Origin of the sequence: Mycolicibacterium grossiae (genome assembly GCF_008329645.1) — a bacterium.
GTDB lineage: Bacteria > Actinomycetota > Actinomycetes > Mycobacteriales > Mycobacteriaceae > Mycobacterium > Mycobacterium grossiae.
In genome coordinates this window covers 900332-917984 of sequence record NZ_CP043474.1, presented here as the reverse complement: position 1 = coordinate 917984, position 17653 = coordinate 900332, and the positions used below count along the sequence as shown (strand labels likewise).

18 protein-coding genes and 1 tRNA gene are annotated in these 17653 nt (G+C 70.6%); 6 read left to right on the top strand and 13 right to left on the bottom strand.

The window, feature by feature from the left end:
- Nucleotides 1-15: 15 nt before the first annotated feature.
- Genes FZ046_RS04525 through FZ046_RS04515 form a run of 3 tightly spaced genes read right to left on the bottom strand, consistent with a single transcriptional unit; the run spans nucleotide 16 to nucleotide 2587 of the window.
- Nucleotides 16-798, bottom strand: coding sequence for a decaprenylphospho-beta-D-erythro-pentofuranosid-2-ulose 2-reductase (locus FZ046_RS04525; protein WP_070352879.1), 783 nt, complete (start codon nucleotides 796-798; stop codon nucleotides 16-18).
- Nucleotides 799-2169, bottom strand: a complete 1371-nt coding sequence (locus tag FZ046_RS04520) for a decaprenylphosphoryl-beta-D-ribose oxidase (protein ID WP_070352880.1) — start codon at nucleotides 2167-2169, stop codon at nucleotides 799-801.
- 19 nt (nucleotides 2170-2188) lie between these two features.
- Nucleotides 2189-2587, bottom strand: a complete 399-nt coding sequence (locus tag FZ046_RS04515; protein WP_070352881.1) for a GtrA family protein — start codon at nucleotides 2585-2587, stop codon at nucleotides 2189-2191.
- 195 nt (nucleotides 2588-2782) lie between these two features.
- On the opposite strand from FZ046_RS04515, the gene FZ046_RS04510 reads away from it, so the two are divergent.
- Nucleotides 2783-3763: an AraC family transcriptional regulator gene (locus FZ046_RS04510; protein ID WP_149484193.1), complete on the top strand. Its 981-nt coding sequence runs from the start codon at nucleotides 2783-2785 to the stop codon at nucleotides 3761-3763.
- On the opposite strand, the gene pdxR is transcribed toward FZ046_RS04510, so the two are convergent.
- Nucleotides 3745-5163: a MocR-like pyridoxine biosynthesis transcription factor PdxR gene (pdxR, locus tag FZ046_RS04505; RefSeq protein ID WP_070352883.1), complete on the bottom strand. Its 1419-nt coding sequence runs from the start codon at nucleotides 5161-5163 to the stop codon at nucleotides 3745-3747. The two genes, FZ046_RS04510 and pdxR, sit on opposite strands and share 19 nt — an antisense overlap.
- 209 nt (nucleotides 5164-5372) lie before the next feature.
- Between pdxR and FZ046_RS04500 the strand changes: the two genes are divergently transcribed.
- Both FZ046_RS04500 and FZ046_RS04495 read left to right on the top strand, forming a co-directional pair.
- Nucleotides 5373-5651: an STAS domain-containing protein gene (locus FZ046_RS04500; protein WP_328514930.1), complete on the top strand. Its 279-nt coding sequence runs from the start codon at nucleotides 5373-5375 to the stop codon at nucleotides 5649-5651.
- Between the two features lie 77 nt (nucleotides 5652-5728).
- Nucleotides 5729-6199, top strand: coding sequence for a carboxymuconolactone decarboxylase family protein (locus FZ046_RS04495; RefSeq protein ID WP_070352884.1), 471 nt, complete (start codon nucleotides 5729-5731; stop codon nucleotides 6197-6199).
- Nucleotides 6200-6201: 2 nt separating this feature from the next.
- Here FZ046_RS04495 and FZ046_RS04490 read toward each other — a convergent pair whose 3' ends face one another.
- From FZ046_RS04490 to FZ046_RS04465, 6 genes are read right to left on the bottom strand one after another with little or no spacing between them, the layout of a single operon-like run.
- Nucleotides 6202-7641: an HNH endonuclease signature motif containing protein gene (locus FZ046_RS04490; RefSeq protein ID WP_246182903.1), complete on the bottom strand. Its 1440-nt coding sequence runs from the start codon at nucleotides 7639-7641 to the stop codon at nucleotides 6202-6204.
- A gap of 5 nt (nucleotides 7642-7646) precedes the next feature.
- The gene (wzm, locus tag FZ046_RS04485; protein WP_070352885.1) at nucleotides 7647-8477 is read right to left on the bottom strand and encodes a galactan export ABC transporter permease subunit Wzm/RfbD; all 831 of its coding nucleotides are present in this window, start codon (nucleotides 8475-8477) and stop codon (nucleotides 7647-7649) included.
- Nucleotides 8474-9397 (bottom strand): galactofuranosyltransferase GlfT1, encoded by a 924-nt coding sequence (gene glfT1, locus FZ046_RS04480; RefSeq protein ID WP_070352886.1) that lies wholly within the window; start codon nucleotides 9395-9397, stop codon nucleotides 8474-8476. Before glfT1 ends, wzm begins: the two co-directional genes overlap by 4 nt.
- Entirely contained in the window at nucleotides 9390-10163 is a 774-nt protein-coding gene (gene wzt / locus FZ046_RS04475) for a galactan export ABC transporter ATP-binding subunit Wzt/RfbE (RefSeq protein WP_456093938.1), read from the bottom strand. The genes glfT1 and wzt overlap by 8 nt, the downstream gene beginning before the upstream one ends.
- Nucleotides 10164-10205: 42 nt before the next feature.
- Entirely contained in the window at nucleotides 10206-10709 is a 504-nt protein-coding gene (locus FZ046_RS04470) for a bacterial proteasome activator family protein (protein ID WP_070352888.1), read from the bottom strand.
- A 30-nt stretch (nucleotides 10710-10739) separates the two neighbouring features.
- Nucleotides 10740-12704, bottom strand: coding sequence for a DUF6541 family protein (locus tag FZ046_RS04465; protein ID WP_070352889.1), 1965 nt, complete (start codon nucleotides 12702-12704; stop codon nucleotides 10740-10742).
- 109 nt (nucleotides 12705-12813) lie between these two features.
- Between FZ046_RS04465 and FZ046_RS04460 the strand changes: the two genes are divergently transcribed.
- Entirely contained in the window at nucleotides 12814-14010 is a 1197-nt protein-coding gene (locus FZ046_RS04460) for a cysteine desulfurase-like protein (RefSeq protein ID WP_070352890.1), read from the top strand.
- 18 nt (nucleotides 14011-14028) lie between these two features.
- On the opposite strand, the gene FZ046_RS04455 is transcribed toward FZ046_RS04460, so the two are convergent.
- A complete protein-coding gene (locus FZ046_RS04455; protein WP_070352891.1) occupies nucleotides 14029-15003 on the bottom strand; it encodes an NAD(P)H-quinone oxidoreductase in 975 nt (324 codons plus the stop codon).
- A 46-nt stretch (nucleotides 15004-15049) separates the two neighbouring features.
- On the opposite strand from FZ046_RS04455, the gene FZ046_RS04450 reads away from it, so the two are divergent.
- Both FZ046_RS04450 and FZ046_RS04445 read left to right on the top strand, forming a co-directional pair.
- Nucleotides 15050-15562: a MarR family winged helix-turn-helix transcriptional regulator gene (locus FZ046_RS04450; protein ID WP_070352892.1), complete on the top strand. Its 513-nt coding sequence runs from the start codon at nucleotides 15050-15052 to the stop codon at nucleotides 15560-15562.
- A gap of 19 nt (nucleotides 15563-15581) precedes the next feature.
- A tRNA-Ser gene (locus tag FZ046_RS04445) sits at nucleotides 15582-15671 on the top strand.
- Nucleotide 15672: 1 nt separating this feature from the next.
- Here FZ046_RS04445 and FZ046_RS04440 read toward each other — a convergent pair.
- Nucleotides 15673-16875 (bottom strand): hypothetical protein, encoded by a 1203-nt coding sequence (locus FZ046_RS04440; RefSeq protein WP_070352893.1) that lies wholly within the window; start codon nucleotides 16873-16875, stop codon nucleotides 15673-15675.
- Complete coding sequence (locus tag FZ046_RS04435; RefSeq protein WP_070352928.1) at nucleotides 16872-17651, bottom strand: sugar phosphate isomerase/epimerase family protein; 780 nt, start codon at nucleotides 17649-17651, stop codon at nucleotides 16872-16874. The genes FZ046_RS04440 and FZ046_RS04435 overlap by 4 nt, the downstream gene beginning before the upstream one ends.
- Between the last annotated feature and the right edge of the window lie 2 nt (nucleotides 17652-17653).

The window sequence follows — 17653 nt, the reverse complement described above, 5'->3', positions numbered from 1 at the left end:
GTCCGGAGTGTCACGTCAGATGGGGAGCTTGCGGAAGATCGGGCGCGGGACGTGCCGCAGCACCATCATCACGTAGCGGAAGACGCCCGGTGCCCACACCAGGTCCTTGCCCTTCGCCGACGCCGTCACCGCGAGGTCGGCGACGTACTCCTTGTCGACGGTGAACGGCGCCTCCTTGGCGCCGGTGGCATTCCAGTGCGCGATGGTCGTCGACGTGCGGACCTGGCCCGGGCGGATCACCAGCACGCGAACGCCGTGCTCGCGCAACGCTTCTCCGAGGCCGAGGTAGAAGCCGTCGAGACCGGCCTTGGTGGAGCCGTAGACGAAGTTCGAGCGGCGCACGCGCTCACCGGCGGCCGAACTCATCGCGATGATGCGGCCGTAGCCCTGCGCGCGCATGCGCTCGCCGACCAGCACGCCGACCGACACGGCGGCGGTGTAGTTGATCTCGGCGATCTGCACGGCCTTGCGCTGGTTCTGCCAGAGTTCCTCGGCGTCGCCCAGCAGCCCGAAGGCGACGATGGCCACGTCGACGTCGCCGCCCGCCCAGGCCCGGTCGATGACGTCGGGGTGGGTGTCGCTACGGGTGCCGTCGAAGTCCACCCATTCCACGGCCTTGGCGCCGGCCGCGGTCATGGCGGCGATGGCGTCGGCCTTGCGCGGATGGTCGGGCAGGTCGGCCAGCACCACGCGGGCGGCCGCGTTGCGCAGGTAGCGCTCGCAGATCGCCAGCCCGATCTCGCTGGTGCCGCCGAGCAGCAGGATGGTCTGGGGGTTGCCGGTCGCATCGAAGACCATCTAGACGAGCTCCAAACGTCGGGCCATGTCCGAGACGAAGACGCCGTCGGGATCCACCTTGCGGCGCACCGCGATCCACTCGTCGATGCGCGGGTACATGGCATGGAACATGCTGGCGGTGGTGCGGTTGTCCTTCGCGGTGTAGAGCCGTCCGCCGAACTCCAGCACCCGACGGTCCAGCCCGTTGAGCAGTTCGTTCAGCCCGGGCCGGATGGGGAAGTCGACGCAGACGTTCCATCCGGGGATCGGGAAGCTTAGCGGAGCACGGTTGCCGGGCCCGAACAGCTTGAACACGTTGAGGAACGAGACGTGGCCGCTCGCCTGGATGTCGACGAGGATGCGCTTGAACTCCTCGACGGCCTCCACCGGGACGACGAACTGGTACTGCGCGAATCCGTCCGAGCCGTAGGCGCGGTTCCATTCACCGACCATGTCGAGCGGGTGGTAGAACTGCGTCAGGTTCTGCGTCTTGCCGCGGTAGGTCTTGCCCATGCGGTACCAGAGTTCGGTCATCGGTCCGAACGTGTACTTGTTGGCCAGCCCGTTCGGGAACAGGTCGGGTGCGGTGAAGAACTGCGGCGCATCGAATTTCAACGGATCCTTCGCCAGCTTCGGTGGCAGCTGGTCGATGGTGGCCAGCGAGCCGCGCGAGATGACGGCGCGGCCGAGCTTGGGCGGCGCGCTCATCGCGTCGAACCAGCCCGAGGAGTAGGTGTAGTTGGATTCGCTGCCGTCGCTGTGGAATTCGATGGTCTCGTCGAGGCTCGCGGTGACGTCGCCGTCGGCGATGAAGTAGGCCGTCTCGGTGGGCGTCATCGCGATCGTGGCGCGCAGGATGATGCCGGTGAGTCCGTTGCCGCCGACGGTGGCCCAGAACAGCTCGGACTCGTCGCCCCCGGGGGTGAGGGTGCGGACGTTGCCGTCGGCGGTCAGCAGGTCCATGGACAGCACGTGGTTGCCGAAGCTGCCTGCGCTGTGGTGGTTCTTGCCGTGGATGTCGCAGGCGATGGCGCCGCCGACGGTGACCTGCCGGGTGCCGGGCAGGACGGGCACCCACAGGCCGAGCGGCAGCGCCGCGCGCATCAGCTGGTCGAGGTTGACGCCGGCATCGACGTCGACGACGTGGGTGTCGCGGTCGATCGAGTGGATGCGGTTCAGCGCCGGCATGTCGATGACGAGGCCGCCGCCGTTCTGGGCGTTGTCGCCGTAGGAGCGGCCGAGCCCGCGGGCGATGACGCCGCGCTCGCCGGCGGTGCGGACGGCGTCGACGACGGCGCCGGGGTCGGGGGTGGACAGCACCCGGGCGACGGTCGGCGCGGTGCGCGCCCAGCCCATCAGCCGCGTAGTGGTCAGTCCGGAGGTCGTAGACATCGAGACGAGGGTACCGCCCTCAGTGCAGCCGGAAGATCACCGCGCGCTGCACCACGAAGTTGATGACGGTCGCGGTGCCCTGGGCGATGACGAACGCCAGGACCACCGCGGTGGGGGTGTAGTCGAGCAGGCGCAGGAACAGGTGGTTGAGCCCGACCTGCACCACGAAGGTGGTGATGTAGAGCGCCCACACCGCAACCAGCCGGGCGCGGCTCGGCGGCGCCTGGAACGTCCACCGGCGGTTGAGCAGGTAGGCGGTGGTCGTTCCCGCGACCCAGCCGAGGGTCTTGGCGAGGTCGGGTTGCATGCCGGCCACGCGGTAGAGCAGCACGTAGAGGCCGAAGTCGACGACGGCCGACAGCCCGCCGGTGACGACGAACCGGAAGGCCTGAGTGCCGAGGCTCAGGTTCGGCGGCATGGGGGGCTCGGCCACCCGCGCAGCTTAGCCAGCGCAGCGACCACCACCCGCGCTACCCCTCGAAGGCGGGTGGTGGTCGTTGAATAGAGGTCCACCGTACGAACCGATGCGAATCTGGTTAATGACTCTTCGTAGCGGAATTCATGACCGAACCGCGCGTCCGTGGGGTAGTTTCTGCATGTGGCGGGGGGTACGGTGGCGATCCAGTTCATTCGTGCCGCCCTGGTCCCGGCGAAGGAACGCGGAATTGACGTCGGCGTCGCGCTGCGCGAGTCCGGCATCTCCGCCGACCTGCTCGACTGCGACGGCGCCCGCGTCACCCGTGCGCAGGCCGCGGCGCTGATCCGGTCGCTGTGGGCGCTCACCGACGACGAGCTGATCGGTCTGCCCGAGCGGCCCCTGCCGCGCGGCACGTTCCTCATGGCGACGCTCGGCCTGGTGCACGCCCGCGACCTCGACACCGCCCTGCATCGGCTCATCGAGTTCGCCGGCATCGGCATGGGCGTCGACGTCGCTGCGATGACCGACGACGGCGAGACGACGCGGCTGACGTTCGGCCCCGGGGAGGCCGATGCCCGCAGCCAGCTCGTCCTCGCGATCGGCATGGCGGTCGGTCACCGGTTGGCCAACTGGCTGATCGGCGAGCAGATCGCGTTGACGTCGGTCGACCTGCCGGGCGCCGTGCCGGTGCACGCCGCCGAGCTGCTGCCGGTGTTCGGCGTGGAGCCGACGTTCGGGGCGCCCGTCGCGGCGCTCGCGTTCCCGAGCCGGCATCTGCGCGCGCCGCTGGTGCGCAGCGAGGACGACCTGCTGGAGTTCGTCCGCCACCAGCCGCACGGCCTGCTGGCCCGGCAGGACTACCAGCCGACGACCGCGAGCCGCGTGCGCAAGCTGATCGAGCGGCGCGCTGCCGAGGCGGTCACCGTCGAGGACGTCGCGGCGCCGCTCGGCATCAGCGCCCAGCACCTGCGTCGGCTGCTGCGCGACGAGGGCACCACGTTCCGGGCCATCCGCGATCAGGTGCTGCGCGACGACGCGATCGCGAGCCTGGTCCGCGGCCAGGAGTCGGTCGAGGAGCTGTCGGCGCGGCTGGGGTTCTCCGAGTCGAGTGCGTTCCGCCGCGCATTCCGGCGGTGGACCGGCAGCCCGCCGGGCAGCTACCGCGCGCGGCGGTGACCGGCGTCGGCCAGCACGCCGCACAGCGCGTCGACCGCGGAGGCGAAGGCATGCTCGGCGGGGGCGCCGAAGTTGACGACGATGCCGTCGGGGCGGGGAACCTCCGGCCCGGCGTCGGGATGGCGCAGCAGCGCGAGACCGGACAGGCCGACGCCGGCCTCGCCCGCCCGCCGCACCACCTCCGCCTCGGAGCCGTCGCGCAGGGTCAGGAGCAGGTGCAGGCCTGCGGCGAGGCCGCCGATGCCGACGTCGAACGGTTCCAGTGCGTCGAGCAGCCGGTCGCGGCGGCGCCGGTAGGCCAGCCGCATCCGGCGGATGTGCCGGTCGTACTCGCCGCGGGCGATGACGTCGGCCATCGTGAGCTGGGCGATGCCGTTGACGTAGAACTGCTGGCCGCCCAGCGCGGCCAGCGCGCGGTCGACCAGGTGGTCGGGTAGCGCCATCCACCCGAGACGCAGCACCGGCGACATGCTCTTGCTCGCCGAGCCGAGGTACACGACGCGGTCGGGGTCACGGCCCTGCACCGCGCCGATCGGTTGCCGGTCGTAGCGGAACTCGCCGTCGTAGTCGTCCTCGAGCAGGTAGCCGTCGGTGCGGTGCGCCCACTGCAGGACGGCGGCGCGGCGGGTGGGGTGCAGCGGGACGCCGTGCGGGAAGTGGTGCGCCGGGGTCAGCAGCGCCGCGGTCGCCGGCGTGCGGTCGAGGTCGTCGATGACGGCGCCGTACTCGTCGAGACCGATGGGCACCGTCGACGCGCCGACGCCGGCGAGGGCGTCGCGGAACAGGAACAGGCCGTACGCCTCGACGGCGACGGGGCCGCCGAGGACGCGGCCGAGCACCTCGACGGCGTGCCGCGTGCCCGCGGTGACGACGATGCGGTCGGGCGACGTGCGGACGCCGCGGGCGCGGCCGAGGTAGTCGGCGAGCGCCTGGCGCAGCTCGATCCGCCCGCGCGGGTCGCCCATCCGCAACGCGTCGTGCGGTGCCGTCGCGAGCACGCGCCGGGTCGAGGCGAGCCAGGCGTTGCGCGGGAACGCGGAGACGTCGGGGGTGCCCGGCATCAGGTCGTGCACCGGCAGGCCGGTGGTGCCGCGCGGTCGGGCCGGCAGCGGTGGCGCCGAGACGTCGAGCACCCAGGTGCCTGCGCCCTGGCGTGAGCCGAGCCAGCCCTCGGCGACCAGTTCGGCGTAGGCCTCGGCGACGGTGTTGCGGGCCAGGCCCAGGTCGGCAGCCAGCGTGCGCGACGGCGGCAGCACGGTGCCCGACGTCAGCCGTCCGCTGCGCACGGCGTCGCGCAGTGCCGCGAGCAGCAGCTCGCGGGCGCCCCGCGCACCCGGCGTGATGGCGTCGCGCAGCTCCAGGTGCAGGTCGCGCGCACCCGGTTCGGCCCGGGAGGTCACCGGGGAATTCAAGCACGCGCGCGGGTCGCGGGCGTGTCACCGTACGGTCCCGATTGACGTGTGCGGCATTACGCGCCGGACCGATTCTGGAACACTCGATCGAAACCGTCGCCCACCTGGCTCCAGGAGTTCCGATCGCCGAATTCAGCGTCACCGAGACCTGGTGTGACCGGGTGGTGATCGTGACTGCGACGGGGACGATCGACAGCATGACGGCACCGTGGTTGTACAACGCCGCCGCCGTCGCAGTGCAGAAGAAGCCGGCCGGGTTCGTGTTCGACTTCAGCGAGGTCGATCTGGTGGCGTCGGCGGGCATGCAGGTCCTGGTGACGACGCTGCGGATGCTCGGCCCGAATGTCGGCTACGCCGTGGTGGCCGACGGACCGGCGACCAGCCGGCCGCTGAAGATCGCCGGGATCACCGACGTCATCGCGCTCTATCCCGGCCTGGACGAGGCGCTCGATCACGTAGCCGGCAGCGGCGGCTGAGTCCTGGGGATTGGCCCATCGGACTGGTGCTCGATTGACCCACGTCGACGGGGCAATGTGGGCTTAGCGTCAGTGTCATGACCCAGACACTCGACCACCCGACCGCCATCGACCGGCTCGCCATCTACAAGGTCTCGCCCGAGATCTACGACGCCATGATGAAGCTGTCCGCGGCGTCTGCGAAGGACGTCGACCCCACGATCGGCGAGCTGGTGAAGATCCGTGCCAGCCAGATCAACCACTGCGCGTTCTGCCTCGACATGCACGTGGCCGACGCCCGCAAGCAGGGCGAAACCGAGCAGCGGCTGGCGCTGGTCGCGGCGTGGGAGGAGGCCGGCGACCTGTTCACCGAGCGCGAGCGCGCGGCCCTGCAGCTGACCGAGGCCATCACCGAACTGCACCACGGCCACGTCTCCGACGAGGTCTACGCCGCGGCGGCCGCGGTGTTCAGTGAGAAGGAACTCGCACAGGTCATCGCGATGGCCGTGACCATCAACGCCTGGAACCGGTTCAACGTCGCGACGCGGATGAAGGCTCCACGCCGCTGACGCTAGAAGGGCGGGGGATGAGCGAGGATCTCCGCTCGATTCACCGCGCGTTCACCCTCGATGCGTGCGGCCACGTCCTCGGCGCGGGTACGTCGGCGACGGGGCATGGTCAGCTGCCGTGCTTCCGCCGCCGGCGGGACCGGTCGGGCGACGACGGACCCGGTCGGCACCGCGAGATGCGGGAAGAACAGTGCTCCCAGCGGCGTGGAGGCGTACGTCCTGCCCGTCGGCGAGGTGACGACGACGGTGCCGTCGGGTCGCTGCGCGTCGGACCATCCGCCGGGCCCGGTCCAGAACGTTTTGAGCAGGTGGTGATGACGGCAGTACGCCTTGAGATTCGACGGGTGAGTCGGCCCGTACGGCCACGGAATCGTGTGGTCGTCATCGCACCGGTCCGCGGGGCGGTCGCAGCCCGGCCACCGGCAGGTCAGGTCGCGGCACAGGACGAACTCCGCCGCCGCGCGTGTGGGGCGGTAGCCGACGACCGCACCGAGGTCCTTCGATGCGGCGACTGGCCGGACCTTCGCCCGGCCGGACCGGACCATCTCCTCGACCGCCCCGCCCCGCACGGGACCGCGGCCGACGACGAAGCCCGACCGGCTGGACTCACCGACGACGGTGGCGGCCTCGGCGAGGACGTGCACGACGATCTGACTCGACCCGACCGACGAGTCGTCCGACGAGCACGCCTCGGTCCCGCACCGGCACGCCAACGTCGTGAACCCCTCGGCCAATCGGACGAGCGCATCGGCGCGACGCTGGTCCTTCGTTCGCGGATCGGCGTCACACACCGCCGAGGCCATCGCATCGAGTCGACGGTCGACGATGTCTCCGTCCGTGACCGGAAGGCGGCCATCGAGCCTGCTCGTTCCCGCGTCGTCCGAAGTGACGGTGACGTAGCGGGTTGCCTCTCGTTCCTTCGCGAGGCGCACGGCCTCCGGGTCGACGTCCAACACGAGCCAATCGAGCACCCACTCGAGCTTGCGGCGGGAAAGGCCGTTCCAGCCCGGCGCTGAGCGTGCCAACGTGACGTCGAGTCGAGCGAGGATTTCCGGGTCACCGACCAATGCAGTCCGGTCGTCGATGCTCGCGATGACGCGCTGGTCGACGTCGCCGGCAAGGCAGCGTTCGGCCAGCAGGGGGAAGCGCGCGACGAGCGTAATGCCCAGGCGCATGTCCGCCGCGGCACGAAATCGACTGATTCCGAGTTCGGCACCCACTTCTGCGGCAGCCGAGTCGACGGCGTCGACGCACCAGATCGCGCTGCGTGGGTCGGCAGAAGCGTCTCGCCGCATGGCGAACACGCCCGCGGCAATCAATCGGCGGGAGGCAGCGCGTCGTTCGTCGCGCAGTGCCTCGCCGAGCGACGCGATCAACTCCGCGTCGCCGAGCCCCTGAATGCCATCGAACACGTGTTCGATTCTATGTCGAACCTCCGACACATCGGCTACACCCAGTACGGCACGCGCGCCCGGTACTGCCGCATGGCGAACGCCGTGACGGTCCAGCCGATGACGGTCAGCGCGATCACCACCACCCAGTGGTGCAGCTCCTGGTCGTCGCCGAGCAGTGGTGCCCGGACGATGTCGACGTAGTGCAGCAGCGGGTTGAACTCGATGACCTTGGCCCACCCGCCGGCGCCCTGGCTGCGCAGCGTCTGGTCGTTCCAGATGATCGGCGTCATGTAGAAGAGCAGCTGCACCAGGCTGAACAGCAGCGGGCTGATGTCGCGGTACCGCGTGGCGAGGATGCCGAAGCACAGCGCCACCCACACGCAGTTCAGCACGAGCAGCGCGAGCGCCGGGATCACCGCGAGGTCGGTCCACTTCCACGGCTGCGGGAAGATGATGGCGATCACGACGAAGATGATGATGTTGTGCGCGAACAGGATCACCTGCCGCCACACCAGCCGGTAAACGTGCACCGACAGTGGCGTCGGCAGCTGCTTGATCAGTCCCTCGTTGGCGACGAACACGTCGGCGCCCTCGAGGATCGCGGCGTTGATCAGGTTCCAGATGATCAGCCCGAGCGTGACGTAGGGCAGGTGCTCGGCGAGTTCGAGGTGGAACAGCTTGGAGTACAGGCCACCCAGTGCGACGGCCATGGTGCCGGTCGCGATGGTGATCCAGATCGGCCCGAGCACCGAGCGGCGGTAGCGCTGCTTGATGTCCTGCCACCCCAGGTGCAGCCACAGCTCGCGCTTGCCGAACCCCTCGGTCAGGTCGCCCCACGCCCGCGCCATCGTCTTGGACTGTGCGGCGGCGTCGATGATCGTCATGTCGTCCTACTCCCGAACTTCTCGCGTCGTCCCAAGCGCCGCAACCGGATCCACTCGGCGAAGCCGGCCGGGTCGCGCTGCGTCACCAGGAAGAACCACCCGAACCGCAGCCACTCCTGGGGCACCAGCCGTCGCATGCCGCGCTGCGCCTGCAGATAGCCGCGGTTGCGGTAGGTGAAGTACCGCTTGGTGTCGTCGGCCGGGTACTGCGTGTGCATGCGCCCGCCGAGGATCGGCTTGAACTCGTCACTTCCCTGCGGGTGCAGGTACACCGCGTCCAGGCACGTGCCGAACGGCAGCCCGGACAGCACCAGCCGGCGGTGCACGTCCACCTCGTCACCGCGCACGAACAACCGGATGTCCGGCACGCCAACGGCATCCACCGTCGACGCGCGGAACAGCGCCCCGTTGAACAGCGACGCGATCCCCGGCAGCAGATCGCCGGTGCCCGATTGACGGCTCGCCGTCGTGCCCTCCACACGCAGCTCCGCGACGCGCCGCCGCCACACCAGCCCGCGGCGCAGTGGAAACGCCAGCCGCGTCGGGTCGTCCATGTCGCACACCATCGGCGACACCTGAGCCAACCCGTGCCGGTCCGCGCAGCCCAGCAGCGTGCCGAGCACCGACGCGTCGGCCGGCCGGCCGTCGTCGTCGGCCAACCACACCCAGTCCGCGCCGAGCGCGAGCGCGTGCAGCATGCCCAGCGCGAAGCCGCCGGCACCGCCGAGGTTGCGCTGCGACCCGACGTACGTGCTCGGAACCGACTGCGCCGCAACGAGGTCGGCGACGGCGGGGTCGGCGTCGTTGTCGACGACGATCAGGTGGTCGGGGGCGCGGTCCTGACCGCACACCGCCGCGAGCGACCGCGCCAGCAGCTCCACCCGTCGGTGGGTGACCACCACCGCGATGACATTAGCCACGCGGCGCGTCCCACCGACTGTTCTCCTCGATCACCTCGCGGACGTGGCGGGCCGCGTCCTCGCCCTCGTACGCGCGGACGATCTCCTCGATGCCGCCGGTCATCTTGATGGTGCCGTGGTCCACCCACATCGCGGTGTCGCACAGCTGGGCGAGGAATTCGTTGGAGTGGCTGGCGAACACCAGGATCCCCGACCGGGCCACCAGATCCTGCAGCCGGGTGCGCGCCTTCTTCATGAACTCGGCGTCGACGGCGCCGATGCCCTCGTCGAGCAGCAGGATCTCCGGGTCGATGCTGGTGACCACGCCCATCGCGAGCCGCACCCGCATGCCGGTGGAATACGTGCGCAGCGGCATCGACAGGTACTCGCCGAGTTCGGTGAACTCGGCGATCTCGTCGACCTTGGCCAGCATCTGCTTGCGCGTCTGCCCGAGGAACAGCCCCCGGATGATGATGTTCTCGAAACCCGAGATCTCCGGGTCCATCCCGACGCCGAGGTCGAACACCGGCGCCACCCGGCCGTGCACGGTGGCCGAGCCGCGCGTCGGCTCGTAGATGCCCGACAGCAGGCGCAGCAGCGTCGACTTGCCGGCGCCGTTGTGGCCGACGAGCCCGACGCGGTCACCCATCTTCAGCGACATGGTGATGTCGCGCAGGGCCTCGATGACGACGACGTTGGACGTGTTGCGGCCGATGGTGCCGCCCGCCTTGCCGAGGAACGCCTTCTTCAGCGACCGCGACTTCGCGTCGAAGATCGGGAACTCCACCCACGCGTTCTGGGTCGAGATGTGTGGCTCCACCGATGACGCCTACAGGTACTGACCGGTCCCGCTGGCGGGCCCGCCGGGCCCGCGACCGGGTGCGGCCATCCCGGGCGGCAGCGCACCCTGGCGCATCTGCTCGAGCTGCTGGCGCGCGGCCATCTGCTGGGCGAACAGCGCGGTCTGGATGCCGTGGAACAGACCTTCGAGCCAGCCGACCAGCTGCGCCTGCGCGATCCGCAGCTCGGCGTCGGACGGCACGGTCTCCTCGGCGAACGGCAGCGTCAGCCGTTCGAGTTCGTCGCGCAGCTCCGGGGCCAGGCCGTCCTCGAGTTCGCGGATGCTGGTGCGGTGGATGTCGCGCAGCCGGTGCCGGCTCGCCTCGTCGAGCGGAGCGGCGCGCACCTCCTCGAGCAGCTGCTTGATCATGGTGCCGATGCGCATCACCTTCGCCGGCTGTTCGACGAGGTCGGTCAGGGACTTGCCGTCCTCGTCGCGCTGCTCGGCTGGGACGTCGCTGATGACCTCGAAGTCGTTGTCGTCGGTTGTCATGGCTCTCGGCATTCCCTCTCGAAAGGCGTGCTAACGAGCCGCCGGGGCATTCGTCCCCTGCCACTCGTAGATGCGGTCCTCGCCGTTGTCGTAGATCTTCTTCCACGACCGCGACCGGTCTAGCGACACTAACCCGTCGGGCATGACGAACCCTCGCACCACCGGCGTGCTGGTCAGCACGTACCGGATGTTCAGCGCGCGCACCGCCTCGGCCACCCGCGGGTCGGTGTCGGCGTCGTCGGCGTAGGCCCAGAAGACGAAGCGGTGATACCCCGGGCCCTGCTGCTGCGGGTAGTCGTAGTGCGTCCACAGCGGATGCAGCCCCGCCACGGCGTACATCCAGGCGGTGCCGTCGGTGTTGGCGTTGCCGATCAGGGTGTCGCGGGCGTCCGGCAGCGTCGCCAGGTACGCGAACGCGTCGAGGTCCTTGGCGTCGACGATCACCCGGTCGTACTTCTCGAAGAACAGGTACCGGTTGCGCGGCAGATAGTGCCAGGCCAGCCCGACGGTGACGACGATGAGCACGGCGGCCGTCGCGCCGGTCCACACCCGGGGACCGACGTCCGGCAGCCGGCGTCTCGCCCGGTCGACGACGAACGCCGTGCCCAGGTACAGCGCGGTCCCGGCCATCGGCGCCAGCAGCATGGTCACCACCGCGGAGAGCCGGCGGGGATCGCTGTAGAACAGGTCGCTGTAGGTCCCGGTGATGGTGCCGAGCGGGCCGCCGAACGGCGCCGAGGAGTGCACGATCGACACGACCAGCAGCGCCCACACCGCCAGCGGCCACCAGATGCGGCGGACCAGCAGGTAGGCCCCGCCGAGTCCGGCCAGCAGGATCAACGCGTTCTGGATCGGGAAGTCGTTGAGGTGGCGGGTGTGCTGGACCACGGCGTCGAACAGCGCGCGCTTCTTGCCCTCGTGGGTGACGAAGGCGTGACCGGCGATGATCTCGGCTTGGGCCAGCACGCCGACGAACTGGGGCAGCAGCAGCACCACGGTCGGCACGGCGATGAGCGCCAGGCTGACGAAGTCCCGCACCCGGCCGAACGCCGGGCGCCACAGGCCCTCGCAGAGCCACCAGGCCACCACGAACGTCACGGCGACGACGCCTCCGGTGATGTGCACCGAGAAGACGCCGAGCAGCGCGAGCACGGCCAACGGGATGCGGTTGCGGTGCCGCACCGCCGACGCGATCAGCACCATGGCCGGAACGGCGATGCCGTAGGCCACCAGGTTCGGCATGGACGCGGTGTCGAACTCGACGTAGGGCAGCGCGGTGAACGACGCCGCGAGCGCCGCGGCGGCCGCGGCGCTGCCCGCGACGCGCCATTGGTCGTCCAGGCGCGGGCGCAGCAGGTGCCAGGTGAGCGCGGCCGCGCTCACCGGGAAGAGCCACACCGCCGCGATCAACGAGGCCAGCGTGTACGCCGTCGTGGCGGCCGCGCCGGTCAGCTGGCACTGCAGGGCGGCGAGCGCGTGGAAGACCGATGGGTAGTACAGGGCGTCGTGCGTCTCGACGTTGCGCAGCTCGCCCATGTGTGTCGGCGAGGCCTGTCCGGTCTCGACGATGAACCGGACGGTGTTGGCGTGCCAGACGGAGTCCCAGTTGCTGGGGACGCTTTGCCAGTTCTGCACGCCGTGGAGTGCTGCCACGCCGATCAGCAGTGCGCCGAGCGCCACGCCGGCCGCGACGACCAGTGCGGGGCCGCGCCGCATCGCCCGGTCGGCGACGTCGCGCACCGTCACGCGAGCCAGCAGCAGTTGCAGTGCTGTGACCACGATCACGACGACGAGCAGCGCGGCCAGCGCGGTCCACCCGTTCCACGGCACGCCGAGGGCGCCGAAGGGAAGGACGGCGAAGGCCACCACGCCGTAGGTCAGTGGGGGTGCCACGGCGATTGCGACTGGCCAGGTTAGCTGCGCCGCACGGGCCACGATGGTCCCCGGGAGCACCAGCAACAGCCATGCCACTAGCACTCCGGCCGCCAAGGTCACTGCACTAGTATGGCTGCCCAGGTAACCCGGATCGGCGAGGCGTGGGCGTCAAGGGTCGTCCACGACATCGCCATGGGTAGCGGCACTCAATCGCTCGAAGGTGGCTGGCATGGCATACGACGTCGCCCGGGTGCGTGGCCTGCACCCGTCGCTGGGCGATGGATGGGTGCACTTCGACGCGCCCTATGGAATGTTGCTGCCGGACTCGGTGGCGACGACGGTCTCGACCGCCTTCCGCGGCTCGATGACCACCGACATCGGCCCGCATCCCGCCGCCAAGCGCAGCGCCGCGGTCCTCGCCGCAGCGCGCCAGGCCGTCGCCGACCTCGTCGGCGGGGACCCGCGCGGGGTGGTGCTCGGCGCCGACCGTGCGATCCTGCTGACGTCGCTGGCCGACGCGGCGTCGTCGCGGGTGGGCCTCGGGTACGAGGTGGTGGTCACCCGGCTCGACGACGAGGCCAACATCGCGCCGTGGCTGCGCGCCGCGAACCGTTACGGCGCGAAGGTGAAGTGGGCCGAGGTCGACATCGAGACCGGCGAGCTGCCCACCTGGCAGTGGGAGAGCCTGGTCTCCAAGCCGACCCGCATGGTGGCCATCACGTCGGCGTCGTCGTCGCTCGGCACGGTCACCGATCTCCGGGCCGTCACCAAACTGGTGCACGAGAACAGCGGGCTGGTGGTCGTCGACCACTCCGCCGCCGCGCCCTACCGGCTGCTGGACGTCGACGAGGTCGAGGCCGACGTGGTGGCCGTCAACGCCGTCGCGTGGGGCGGCCCGCCGATCGGCGCGCTGGTGTTCCGCGACCCGGCGCTCATCAACGGCTTCGGTTCGGTCGCGCTCGATCCGCTCGCCACCGGCGCCGCACGGCTCGAGGTAGGCGCCCACCAGTACGGCATGCTCGCCGGCGTCGTGGCCAGCATCGAGTACCTGGCCAACCTGGACGAGACGGCGGTCGGTACCCGGCGCGAGCGCCTGGCGGTGTCGATGCGCTCGGCGGCGGCGTACATGGACCGGCTGTTCGACTACCTGCTGGCGGCGCTGCGCTCGCTGCCGCTGGTGATGGTGATCGGCCAGCCCGAGGACCGCATCCCGGTGCTGAGCCTGGCCGTGCACGGCGTCCCCGCCGAGCGCGTCATCCAGCGGCTCGCCGACAACGGCGTGCTGGCCGTGGAGAACACGACCTCGCGGGTGCTCGACGTCATCGGCGTCAACGACATCGGCGGCGCGGTCACCATCGGTCTCGCGCACTACACGACGATGGCCGAGGTGGACCAGCTGGTCCGCGCGCTGGCGTCCTTCGGCTGACGCCGCTCCAGCCGGTCGTCAGTCGGCGATGTGCAGCAGGATCTTCCCGGCGACCTCGCCGGCGTCGAGCATGCGGTGCGCCTCGGCGGCGTCGGTGATCGGCACGTCCGCGCCGACGATGGGACGCACCCGACCGTCGGCGACCATCGGCCACACCCGCTCGACCACCTCGTCGACGATGGCGCCCTTGCCCGACGGCCCGTCGACCGGCCGCATCCGCAGCCCCGTGGCGATGACGCCGGCGCGCTTGGCGAGCAGCTTGCCGATGTTGAGTTCGGCCTTGATCCCACCCTGGAAGCCGATGATCACCAGGCGGCCGTCGGGTGCGAGCGCGTCGACGTTGCGGTCGAGGTAGGACGCTCCCATGATGTCGAGGACGACGTCGGCGCCGCCGGCCTCGGCGATCCGCGCCACGAAGTCCTCGTCGCGGTAGTTGATGGTGAGGTCGGCGCCGAGATCGCGGCACAGCGCGAGCTTCTCGGCCGATCCGGCGGTGACCGCCACGCGGCAGCCGAGTGCGTGCGCGACCTGCACGGCATGCGTGCCGATCCCGCTGGCGCCGCCGTGCACCAGCAGTAGGTGCCCCTCGCGCAGACCGGCGGTCATCACGAGGTTGGACCACACCGTGCAGGCCACCTCGGGCAGCGCCGCGGCCTGGTGCAGCTCGACGCCGTCGGGCACCGGCATCACCTGCGCGGCGGGCACCGCCACCCGCTCGGCGTACCCGCCGCCGGCCAGCAACGCGCACACCGGTTGGCCCACCGTCCAGCCGGCAACGTCCGGGCCCACCTCGGCGATGCGCCCGGAGACCTCCAGGCCCAGCACCTCGCTGGCCCCCTTCGGGGGCGGATAGTTGCCTGCGGCCTGCAGCAGATCGGCGCGGTTCACGCCGGCGGCGACGACCTCGATCACCACCTGGCCGGACTGAGCTGCGACATCTCCGACGTCCTGCCAGCGCAGGTCAGACGGGGATTCGACGACGATGGCACGCATGGTCCATAACGCTACTCCGTGCAGCTCACGGGCCTAATATGGCGCCATGGAGGGGATGATTGCAGGGCGAACCGCGAGTGCCACGCCCGGGCTCGACATCGCCGAACAACGATCGTGGCAAAACTTTCTCGACGCCGCGCTGCGGCTGTACGCGACGCTCAACAAATCCCTGGTGGAGACGCACCACCTGACGCTCAACGACGTCCGACTGCTCGACATCCTGGACAAGTCCGACCAGGGGTGCGCCAGGATGGGGGACCTGGCCGACGAGCTGATGTCGTTGCCGAGCAGGGTGACGCGGCAGATCCACCGGCTCGAGTCTCAGGAGCTGGTGCGGCGCTGTTTGAGTCCGGACGATGGACGCGGCGTGCTGGCGACCATCACGCCGCAGGGCCGCGCCCGGCTGCAGGAGGCGTTGGCGACCTACGGCGACGGGGTGCGGGCCCACTTCCTCGCCAAGCTGTCGCGCACCCAGATCGCGGCCATGGGGGAGAACTGCCGCCGGATCGGCGAGGGCCTGCGCGCCGACGGCGCACCCGCGAGGCTCGGCCGGGTCTAGACGCCCTAGGCTGGTCGACGGTGGCGTGGCAGAGCGGCCTAATGCACTCGCCTTGAAAGCGAGAGACGGCTAACACCGTCCGGGGGTTCAAATCCCTCCGCCACCGCCAGTCAGATTCCGTACCGCTGGCGAATACCGTTGTAGCGCTCCCACATTCGTGCCGTGCGCTCGGCCGGTGTCACGCGCGCGGTGTGGGCGGGCAGTGCCGCGTCCAGCTCGGCGTGCCGCACCAGCCGGGTCGTCAGCGGCACCGGGTGACCCGCCAGCATGTGCCGATAGGTGAGGTTGCCGCGCTCTAAGCCCTGGGTGTCCAGCCAGTTGGCGACGCCGGGGTCGGTGTGGGCAAGCACCATCCGCACCCGGCCGTCGCCGTCGACGGCGGTCCGGCTCGGCGTGTAGCTCACCGGCCGGTACAGGTAATCCATGCTGGTGAAGAACGCACCCATGTTCGTCAGGTTCCACAGCCCGTCGTGTGCGTCGAACTCCACGACGAGCGCCTCGTCGGGGCGCAGCACCCAGTGCATGTTCACCGCGGCACGGCCGCGCCGGGCGTCACCCGCGGCGTCGGTCAGCGCGGGGAAGGCGTTCGGATGCTCGGCGTCGACGCCGCCGTGGGTGAAGGGGAACTCCGGCCAGTCCGTCATCAGACCGGTGACGAAGTCGCCGGCCCATGCCATCGCGTCGATCAGCGCGTCGGGGTCCGGCAGCGGGCGCGGCGCGGCCATGTCGACCCGCTCGATCGACAGCCGGGCCGGCGTCTCGTCCCAGCGGTCGAAACCCTGACGAATGAACAGCTTTCGGCTTTCCGGTGTGGTGGGCAGCCAGTCCGTCGCGCGCGGCGGCCCACCGACGAACAGCTCGACGGTGCCGTCGGGGGACGTCGAGAGCTGGTGGCCGAACAGGTTGGCCTCGGGGACGTCGCCGAAGGGTTCGTGCAGCACGCCGGGGCCGTCGGGCCGCGCGCCCTGCACGGTGACGTTGAGGAAGGGGGCGGTGCCGCGCGTGCCGGTGATGCGGTAGGTGGACGAGCCGTCGATCCACGCCTGGTGGTAGGTGAAGTCGGCGCAGTCGCCGCCGAGCTTGCGGGTCGGCCCGCAGAACGGGTGGATCATCGGATACCGGGTGTCGCGGGTCTCCAGGGCGAGATCGAAGGCCTGGCCCAAGTTCTGGGTGAGGAAGCGGAAGGCGTCCGCGCGCTGCGAGTCGGGGTTGGCGTCCTTGAAGGCGGCGTCGCCCGCGGCCTTGAGCCGATCGCAGAAATCGCCCCACGCGTCGCGCAGTGCGGCGTCGTCGGCGCCGTCGCCGAACGTCACCGGCCGTCCTCGCCGGCGCGCTCGAGCATCGCCGCGACGGCGTCGCGGGCACGCCGCGCCGCGGGCAGTGTGCCCTCGGCGTCGATGCGCGGGCCGATGAGTTCGAGGTCGAAGCCGTGCCGGTAGCCGCCCGCCAACACGGTGGCGACGAGCGGTTCGATGGGGATCGCCCCGTCCCCCGGGACCGCTCGCGCGGGCAGCGCGCGGTCGCCGAGGACGTAATCGCTCAGCTGGACGGATTGCGTTCGCGGCAGCAGGTTCTCGATCAGATCGGTGACGCCGGCCTCGGCCCAGCAGTGGAACAGGTCGATGCAGACGTCGAGTCCCGCGAGGTCGGCGAGCGTGGCGGTGTCGCGCAGCGTGTGGGCGATGTGCAGGTCGGCGTAGAGCGCCGAGGCGTTCTCGATGGCCAGCGCGACCCCCGCATCGGCGGCTCGCTCCCGGCAGGGTGCGACGGCAGCGGCGAACGCCTCGGCGGCCTGCTCCCAGGTCATGTTCCCGCGGCCGCCGGTCAGCATGTACACGCATCGCGCGCCGAGCAGCGCGGCGGCGTCGACGACGTCGTTCAGCGCGGCGCGGGCCGCAGCCGCTGCCCGTGGCGTGCGCGGCAGCGATCCGCCGCCGAAGAGGTGGTAGACGGTGTCGACGACGTAGCCGCGCCGTGCCACCAGCGGACCCAGTGCGGGATCCTCGAGCTGTGCGTCGATCAGGCTCAGCCGGGTCAGTCCGAGGTCCTGCCACGCCGCGTCGTAGTCGGACAGCGGGGCGCCGAGCATGC

Excerpts from the sequence above, each read along its gene's own strand:
- FZ046_RS04525 (WP_070352879.1), bottom strand. The coding sequence starts at position 798 with ATGGTCTTCGATGCGACCGGCAACCCCCAGACCATCCTGCTGCTCGGC.
- FZ046_RS04520 (WP_070352880.1), bottom strand. The coding sequence starts at position 2,169 with ATGTCTACGACCTCCGGACTGACCACTACGCGGCTGATGGGCTGGGCG.
- FZ046_RS04515 (WP_070352881.1), bottom strand. The coding sequence starts at position 2,587 with ATGCCGCCGAACCTGAGCCTCGGCACTCAGGCCTTCCGGTTCGTCGTC.
- FZ046_RS04500 (WP_328514930.1), top strand. The coding sequence starts at position 5,373 with ATGACGGCACCGTGGTTGTACAACGCCGCCGCCGTCGCAGTGCAGAAG.
- FZ046_RS04495 (WP_070352884.1), top strand. The coding sequence starts at position 5,729 with ATGACCCAGACACTCGACCACCCGACCGCCATCGACCGGCTCGCCATC.
- wzm (WP_070352885.1), bottom strand. The coding sequence starts at position 8,477 with ATGACGATCATCGACGCCGCCGCACAGTCCAAGACGATGGCGCGGGCG.
- FZ046_RS04470 (WP_070352888.1), bottom strand. The coding sequence starts at position 10,709 with ATGACAACCGACGACAACGACTTCGAGGTCATCAGCGACGTCCCAGCC.
- FZ046_RS04460 (WP_070352890.1), top strand. The coding sequence starts at position 12,814 with ATGGCATACGACGTCGCCCGGGTGCGTGGCCTGCACCCGTCGCTGGGC.
- FZ046_RS04455 (WP_070352891.1), bottom strand. The coding sequence starts at position 15,003 with ATGCGTGCCATCGTCGTCGAATCCCCGTCTGACCTGCGCTGGCAGGAC.
- FZ046_RS04450 (WP_070352892.1), top strand. The coding sequence starts at position 15,050 with ATGGAGGGGATGATTGCAGGGCGAACCGCGAGTGCCACGCCCGGGCTC.
- FZ046_RS04435 (WP_070352928.1), bottom strand. The coding sequence starts at position 17,651 with ATGCTCGGCGCCCCGCTGTCCGACTACGACGCGGCGTGGCAGGACCTC.